This is a genomic window from Actinomadura sp. NPDC049753, assembly GCF_040674655.1.
Classification (GTDB): Bacteria; Actinomycetota; Actinomycetes; order Streptosporangiales; family Streptosporangiaceae; genus Spirillospora; species Spirillospora verrucosospora.
Genome location: NZ_JBFARL010000310.1, coordinates 1 through 6411 on the forward strand (window position 1 = coordinate 1; position 6411 = coordinate 6411).

The 6411-nt window shown below is 77.4% G+C and carries 7 protein-coding genes; all 7 read right to left on the reverse strand.

The features are described from left to right. Window positions 1-115: 115 nt before the first annotated feature. Window positions 116-793 (reverse strand): SDR family oxidoreductase, encoded by a 678-nt coding sequence (locus AB0K37_RS39420; protein WP_363990569.1) that lies wholly within the window; start codon window positions 791-793, stop codon window positions 116-118. Beyond that, window positions 790-2187, reverse strand: a complete 1398-nt coding sequence (locus AB0K37_RS39425; protein WP_363990571.1) for a PfkB family carbohydrate kinase — start codon at window positions 2185-2187, stop codon at window positions 790-792. The genes AB0K37_RS39420 and AB0K37_RS39425 overlap by 4 nt, the downstream gene beginning before the upstream one ends. A 36-nt stretch (window positions 2188-2223) precedes the next feature. Beyond that, window positions 2224-2829 carry an SIS domain-containing protein gene (locus tag AB0K37_RS39430; RefSeq protein WP_363990574.1) on the reverse strand — a complete coding sequence of 202 codons (606 nt, stop codon included), beginning with the start codon at window positions 2827-2829 and terminating at the stop codon, window positions 2224-2226. Beyond that, on the reverse strand, window positions 2829-4061 hold the full coding sequence (locus AB0K37_RS39435; protein ID WP_363990577.1) for a glycosyltransferase: 1233 nt from the start codon (window positions 4059-4061) through the stop codon (window positions 2829-2831). Before AB0K37_RS39435 ends, AB0K37_RS39430 begins: the two co-directional genes overlap by 1 nt. Continuing rightward, window positions 4058-5053: a glycosyltransferase family 4 protein gene (locus AB0K37_RS39440; RefSeq protein ID WP_363990579.1), complete on the reverse strand. Its 996-nt coding sequence runs from the start codon at window positions 5051-5053 to the stop codon at window positions 4058-4060. Before AB0K37_RS39440 ends, AB0K37_RS39435 begins: the two co-directional genes overlap by 4 nt. Next, window positions 5050-6078: a glycosyltransferase family 9 protein gene (locus tag AB0K37_RS39445; RefSeq protein WP_363990582.1), complete on the reverse strand. Its 1029-nt coding sequence runs from the start codon at window positions 6076-6078 to the stop codon at window positions 5050-5052. The genes AB0K37_RS39440 and AB0K37_RS39445 overlap by 4 nt, the downstream gene beginning before the upstream one ends. Next, a partial coding sequence (locus AB0K37_RS39450) for an HAD-IA family hydrolase (RefSeq protein WP_363990584.1) occupies window positions 6075-6411 on the reverse strand: 337 nt, incomplete at its 5' end. The genes AB0K37_RS39450 and AB0K37_RS39445, both read right to left, overlap by 4 nt.

Sequence of the window (6411 nt, forward strand, 5' to 3'; positions counted from 1 at the left end):
GTGCACGACGACCCGTCGGCGGCCATCGCCCGCGCCCGGCACAGCGGCGGGACGGCGGTCAGCAGATCGCCGAGGCCGAGCGCCCGCAGCACCAGCGCGCCGCGCGCCGCGGCCGTCACGGCCACGACGGCTCGTGGGACGGGCACACGACCAGCTCGCGCACCTCGCAGCCGGGCGGCTGGTTCAGCGCGAACACGATGGTCGCCGCCACGTTCTCGGGCCGGTTCAGCTCGGCGTCGGCCCCGGGCTTGTACTGGTCGGGGCGGTCGTCGAAGAACGCGGTGTCCATCCCGCCCGGCACGACCATGGTGACGGCGACCTTCCCGGCCGTCTCGGCGGCGAGCGCCCGGGTGAAGCCGACGACGCCGAACTTGGACGCGCAGTACGCGGTCGCGTCGCTCAGCGCGCGGAACCCCAGGGTGGACGCGACCGTGACGACCCGCCCGTGCGGCTCGTTCTCCAGGTACGGGAGGGCGGCGCGGACGACGGCGGCGGTGCCGAGCAGGTTCACCTGGACGACCCGCTCCCAGTCCTCGGCGGGGACCTCGCACAGCGTCCCGCAGGCGTCGATGCCGGCGGCGGTGACGACGGCGTCGAGCCCTCCGGCGGCGCGCGCCAGGCCGTGCACGGCGCGCTCGGCGCACCGGCGGTCGGCGAGGTCGGCCTGCATGTGCTCGAAGTCCTCCTTCGGAGGGTGCCGGTCGAGGACCAGGGGCCGCCCGCCGTCGTCGGCGACCTTCCGCGCGACCGCCGCGCCGAGTCCGGAGGCGCCGCCGGTGATGAGGACCTTCATGACGCGTTTCCCTTCGTGGTCGACAGCAGGCGCGTGGTGGAGCGCCCTTCCAGGAGGGGCAGCAGGACCACCTCGCCGTTGTGGGCCCGGATCGTCTCGGCCTCGGGCAGGGCCGCCCCGGCGTAGTCGGCGCCCTTGACCCACACGTCGGGGCGCAGCCGCTCCAGGAGCGGCGCCGGGGTGTCGTCGTCGAACACCAGCGCGGCGTCGACGTCGCTGAGCGCCTCCAGCACCCGGACGCGGTCCGCGGCGGGCGTCACCGGGCGGGACGGCCCCTTGCGGCGCCGGACCGACGCGTCGGAGTTGACGCAGACGATCAGGCAGTCGCCGAGCCTGCGCGCCTGCTGCAGCAGGCTGACGTGGCCCGCGTGCAGGAGGTCGAAGCAGCCGCCGGTGGCCACCACCGTGCCGCCCGCCCGCCGCGTCCGCTCGACGACGTCCCAGGCGTCCTCGCCGCGCTCGGGGACGAGCCGGGCCGTGCCGGACTCGGCGAGCTGCGCCGCGACGGCCGCGGCGGCGCCCGCGTGGACGAACTCCGACGCCCGGTCGACGCCCTCGGTGACCGCTGCGGGCAGGTCCGCGCCGTCTGCGAGCGCGCCGACGACCCCGGCGGCGAAGCTGTCGCCCGCGCCGCACGAGTCGCCGCGGGCGGGCCGGGCGGGCGCGAGGAACGGCGCCTCGGACCCGTCGCACAGCAGCGCGCCCTCGGCGCCGAGCGTGATCGCGACGCCGTCGAGGCTCCAGGAGCGGCCGAGGTGGCGGCCGCGCCGCCCGGCGGCCGACAGCCCGAACCCGGTGATGTCGGCGCCGTCGGCCGCGGCGAGCCGGGCGGCCTCCTCCTCGTTGGGGGTGAGCAGCCGCACCCCCGGCACCGGCGGTTCGCCGCGCGGGTGCGGGTCCCACACGACGGGGACGCTCGGGGGCAGCTCGCCGAGCAGGGACCGCACGGCGCGGTGCCGGGAGACGCCGCGGCCGTAGTCGGAGACCAGCACGGCGCCCGCCCCGGCGATCGCCTCCGCGACGCGGGGGCCGACGGGCCCGTCGAGGGCCTGCCCGTCCCCGGCGTCCAGGCGCGCCACCGACTGGCCCCCGGACCGGATGCGCAGCTTGCAGGGCGTCCCGCCGTGCAGGTGGAGCGCCGCCACCTCCACGTGCCGCTCCAGCATCGCCCGCAGCCGCCGGCCCGGGGCGTCGTCGGCGAGGGCGGCGACGAGCACCACCTCCCGGCCGCCCGCCGCGGCGAGCAGCGCCGCGAGGCCCGCCCCGCCGGGGCGGGGCCGCTCCTCGGCCTGCTCGACGACGGGGACGGGCGCGTCCGGGCAGAGCCGGGTGCTGCTGCCGACGACGTCGATGTCGAGCAGGACGTCGCCCACCACGACCAGTGGCGCCGTCATGGTCCCTCCCTTCCGTGCGTCACGTGAGGCGTCCGCTCAGGCACCCCGCACCCCCAGCGCGTCGTCGACCGCGCCGCACAGCAGGTGGATCGCGGCGAGGTGGATCTCCTGGACGGTCGAGGTCGAGGCGGCCCGCACGCTGATCGCGTCGTCGCAGGCCTCGGCCAGCGGGTTCGGGCCCGGCCCGGTGACCGCCCAGGCCGTGAGCCCGAGCCCGCGGGCCCGGCGCGCCGCCGCGATCACGTTGGGGCTGCGCCCGCTGGTCGACAGGCACACCAGCACGTCCCCGGGACGGCCGTGGGCCTGCACCTGCCGCTCGAACACGATGGCCGGGCCGTAGTCGTTCCCGATCGCCGTGACCGACGAGGTGTCGCCGTGCAGCGGGATCGCCGACAGCGGCCGGCGCTCGTCCTCGAACCGGCCGACGAGCTCGGCCGTCAGATGCTGCGCCTCCGCGGCGCTGCCGCCGTTGCCGCAGGCCAGCAGGCGGCCCCCGGCGCTCAGGACGGCGGCCAGGCGCAGGCCCCACGCCTGCACGGTGGGGACCTGCTCGCGGAACAGCAGCGCCGCCTCCGCGAGCGCCTCCAGCCGCCGGTCGTGGACGGTGGCGGTGCGGGTCCGGATTCCGGGCTGCGCGGTCATCAGGCCGCCACCTCGCTCAGCGCGGCGGCCTCCCGGTAGACCTGGACGGTGTCGGCGGCGACCCGGGCCCACGAGTAGCGCCCGCGCGCCCGCCCGCCGCCCGCGAGCCCCATCGCGGCGCGCCCGGCCGGATCGTCCAGCACCCGCCGGATCGCCCTGGCGGCCCGCTCCGGGTCGCGCGGCGGGACGACCACGCCGGTGACGCCGTCCACGACGGTGTCCAGATGCCCCCCGACGGCGGTCGCCACCACCGGGACGCCGCAGGCCATGGCCTCCAGCGGCACCATGCCGAACGGCTCGTACCAGGGCAGGGAGACGACGAGGCTCGCCGAGCGCAGCAGCGGCGGGACCTCCTCGCGGCCGAGCCGGCCGAGGAACTCCACCCGCTCCGCCACGTCCGCGTCCGCCGCCACCCGCCGCAGCCTGCGCACCTCGGGGTCGCCGCCGAGGCCGCCGCGGGGCGGCCCGCCCGCGACCAGCAGCTCGGCGTCCGGCAGGTGCGCCAGCGCGCGGATCGCGGTGTCGACGCCCTTGCGCTCGACCAGCCGTGACAGCACCACGAGCCGGTGCCGCTCCCGCCCGCCGCGGGCGGGGCCGGCGGGGGAGAACAGGTCCAGGTCGACCCCGCACGGCACCACGCGGACGCGGTCGCGGGGGACGCCCATCGCGGCCAGCTCGGCGGTCTCGTCCGAGCAGGTGGCGACGACGGCGTCGGCGGCGCGCCCGAGCGCCCGCTCCAGCCGGATGCGGGAGGCGGGGCTGGTGTCGTCGTCGCCCTGGTGGCGCCGCTTGACGGTGCCGAGCGCGTGGTAGGTCTGCACGACCGGGACGCGCCGGGCCCCCGCCGCCTGCGCGGCCTGGACGGCCGCGAGGCCGCTCATCCAGAAGTGGGCGTGCGCGACGTCGGGCGGGTCCGCGGCCCAGCGCCGCTGCAGGTACCTCCCGAAGTCGTGCATCCACGGCAGCAGGTCGTCCTTGGGGATGTGCTCGGCCGGGCCCGCCGGGACGTGCTCCACGGTCACGCCCGGCGCGAACGCGACCCGCTCGGGGAGGCCGGCCGCGTCGCGGCGCGTGTACACGGTGACGAGGTGCCCCTGCCCGCCGAGTTCGGCGGCCAGTTCCGCGACGAACACGTTCTGCCCGCCGCCGTCCGCTCCGCCCAGCCCCTTCCCGGCGGAGCCGCGGCCGGCGGCGAGGGGGCTGGCGTGCTCGGAGATCATGGCTATCTTCATCGCGTTACCTCCTGGAGAGTTCGCCGCCAGTCGCGCAGGAACCGCGCGAGCCCGTACCGCTCGACGGCGTGGGCCCGCGCCTCCTTTCCCATCTGGCGGGCACGCGGCGGGTCGGCGGCCAGGGTCCGCGCGGCGTCGGCCAGGGTGGCGACCCGCGTGGACAGCACCCCGGTCTCCGGCGGCACCGCCTCGACCGCCTCGGTCGTGGCGAGCGCCACCACCGGCAGGCCGAGCATCATGGCCTCGATCAGCGCGAGGCCGAGCGAGGTCCACCGGTAGGGGTGGACGTAGACGCGGCGGCGGGCGAGCTCGTCGTGCATCCTCGCCTGCGGCAGGTCCTCGAAGGTCCACAGCGACTCGTGCGGGATGCCGAGCTCGCCGGGCGCGCCGGAGACGTTCATCCCGAACAGGTCCACGGGGACGGCGGCGGCCAGCTCGGCCAGCAGGTCGGCGCCGGCGACGCGGCCGCGGCGCAGCGGGTCGTTGATGACGACGCCCGCGCGCGGGAGTTCGGCGGTGTACCGGTAGCCGGGGTCGACGACGCCGTGCTCGATGACGGTGGTCGGGGCGCGGCCGCAGTTCCAGAACAGCTGGTTGAAGTGGGTGACGTGCACGACGGGGATGTCGGAGCGGTCGTGCAGGAAGTGGCGGCTGTCGGGGACGACCTCCTCCGGCATGCCCACGTCGGACGGGGTCCGGCGGGGCGTGTCGTGCTCGACGTAGACGGCCGGGACGTCGCGTCCGGGCCGGCGCCCGAGCCACTCCTCGGCGAGCCGCAGCTCGTGGGGGCGCTGCAGGACGACGGCGTCGACGTCCTCGTCGCGGAGCCGTTCCGGGGGCACCTCGACCGCGCGGTCGGGCCAGTGGAAGGTGTCGGGGCGGCCCCTGCCGTCCGGGCCCCGGTCGGGGGTGAGGGGGACGAGCGTGGTCTGCGGGCCGTGGACGAACGACGTCGCCCACGATCCGTGCACGTGCCACATCAGCACTCTCATCGGGCGGCCGCCTCCTCGTCCGTCGCGGCGATCTCGTCCGACGCCACGATCTCCACGGCGGCGGCGACCTCGTCGGGGCCGACCGACGACAGGCAGGGGTGGCCTTCCACGGGGCAGTCCCGGGCGCGGCTGTCCTTGCACGGGGCGCGCTGGTCGCCGAGCAGCGCCAGCGGCACCCCGAAGGGCGCCCACCGGGCGGCGGGGACGGTCGGCGCGAACAGCGACACGACCGGAGTCCCGACGGCCGCCGCCAGATGCGCGGGGCCGGTGTTGCCGGCGACGACGGCGCAGGCGCCGCGCAGCACCGCCGCCAGCTCGGGCAGGCTGGTGCGCCCGCCGAGGTCGAGGCCGTCCTCCCCGGCGACCAGCGCCGTCAGTTCCTTCTCGTCCTTGTGGCCGGTCACGACCACCCGGCGCCCGGCCGCGACGAGCAGCCGCACCGCCTCGGCGCAGTGCCCGGGCGGCCAGGCGCGCGCGGGGACCGACGTCCCGGGGTGGACCACCACGTAGCCGGGCCCGCCGGTGAGGTGGTCGATCTCGGGCAGCGGGCCGCGGACCCGCAGCCGGGTGTCGGCGGGGGCGGGGAACCCGGCGTCCTCCACCAGGGCGAGCATGCGCAGCGGTTCGGGCACGTCGGTGTCGGGGCGGTGCCGCAGGTCCAGCAGCGAACCCGGGTAGTCCTCGCTGATGCCGCCGATCCAGGGCGTCCCGGCGAGCCGCAGCAGCAGCGCGAGCGGCAGCGGCGACTGGTGGAACGAGGTGAGGATCAGCGCCCGGTCGAACCCCCGGAGCGTCCGGACGATCCGGTCGACGTCGGCCTGCTCGACGGGGACGTGGTCCGGGTCGATCCAGGGGGCGCGCCACTCGATGACCCGGTCGACGCCGGGCAGCATGTCGGCCGCGGCGCGCCCGCGCGGCCCGCACAGCAGCACGAGCTCGTCGGCGCGCTCGGCGACGGCCCGCACGGCGGGGCCGGCGAGCAGGACGTCGCCGATGTTGTCCTGGCGTGCGACGAGCACTCTCATCGGCGCCGCCTTCCGCCGAGGACCAGGTCGACGGCGGCGTCCAGCGTCGGCGCCGTCTCCGGCGCCTGCGCGATCTCCGTGCGCAGGGTCCGGCCGGTCGGGACGAGGATGCCGCGCGCCCCGGCCGCCGCGGCGGCCTCGATGTCGCCGCCGATGTCGCCGATGACCGCGCAGTCCGACGGCGCCACCCCGAGCCGCTCGGCCGCGCGCTCGACGAGCCCCGGGCGCGGTTTGCGGTGGCGAGGACGCCCCCGGTCACGCGTCGGGGGTGACCAGGCCCGTCCGGTAGGCGATGACGACCAGTTGGGCGCGGTCGCGCGCACCCAGTTTCGT

Bases quoted from the DNA above. Each gene is read 5' to 3' on its own strand.
- AB0K37_RS39445 (WP_363990582.1), bottom strand. From the start codon at position 6,078: ATGAGAGTGCTCGTCGCACGCCAGGACAACATCGGCGACGTCCTGCTC.
- AB0K37_RS39435 (WP_363990577.1), bottom strand. From the start codon at position 4,061: ATGAAGATAGCCATGATCTCCGAGCACGCCAGCCCCCTCGCCGCCGGC.
- AB0K37_RS39440 (WP_363990579.1), bottom strand. From the start codon at position 5,053: ATGAGAGTGCTGATGTGGCACGTGCACGGATCGTGGGCGACGTCGTTC.
- AB0K37_RS39425 (WP_363990571.1), bottom strand. From the start codon at position 2,187: ATGACGGCGCCACTGGTCGTGGTGGGCGACGTCCTGCTCGACATCGAC.
- AB0K37_RS39420 (WP_363990569.1), bottom strand. From the start codon at position 793: ATGAAGGTCCTCATCACCGGCGGCGCCTCCGGACTCGGCGCGGCGGTC.
- AB0K37_RS39430 (WP_363990574.1), bottom strand. From the start codon at position 2,829: ATGACCGCGCAGCCCGGAATCCGGACCCGCACCGCCACCGTCCACGAC.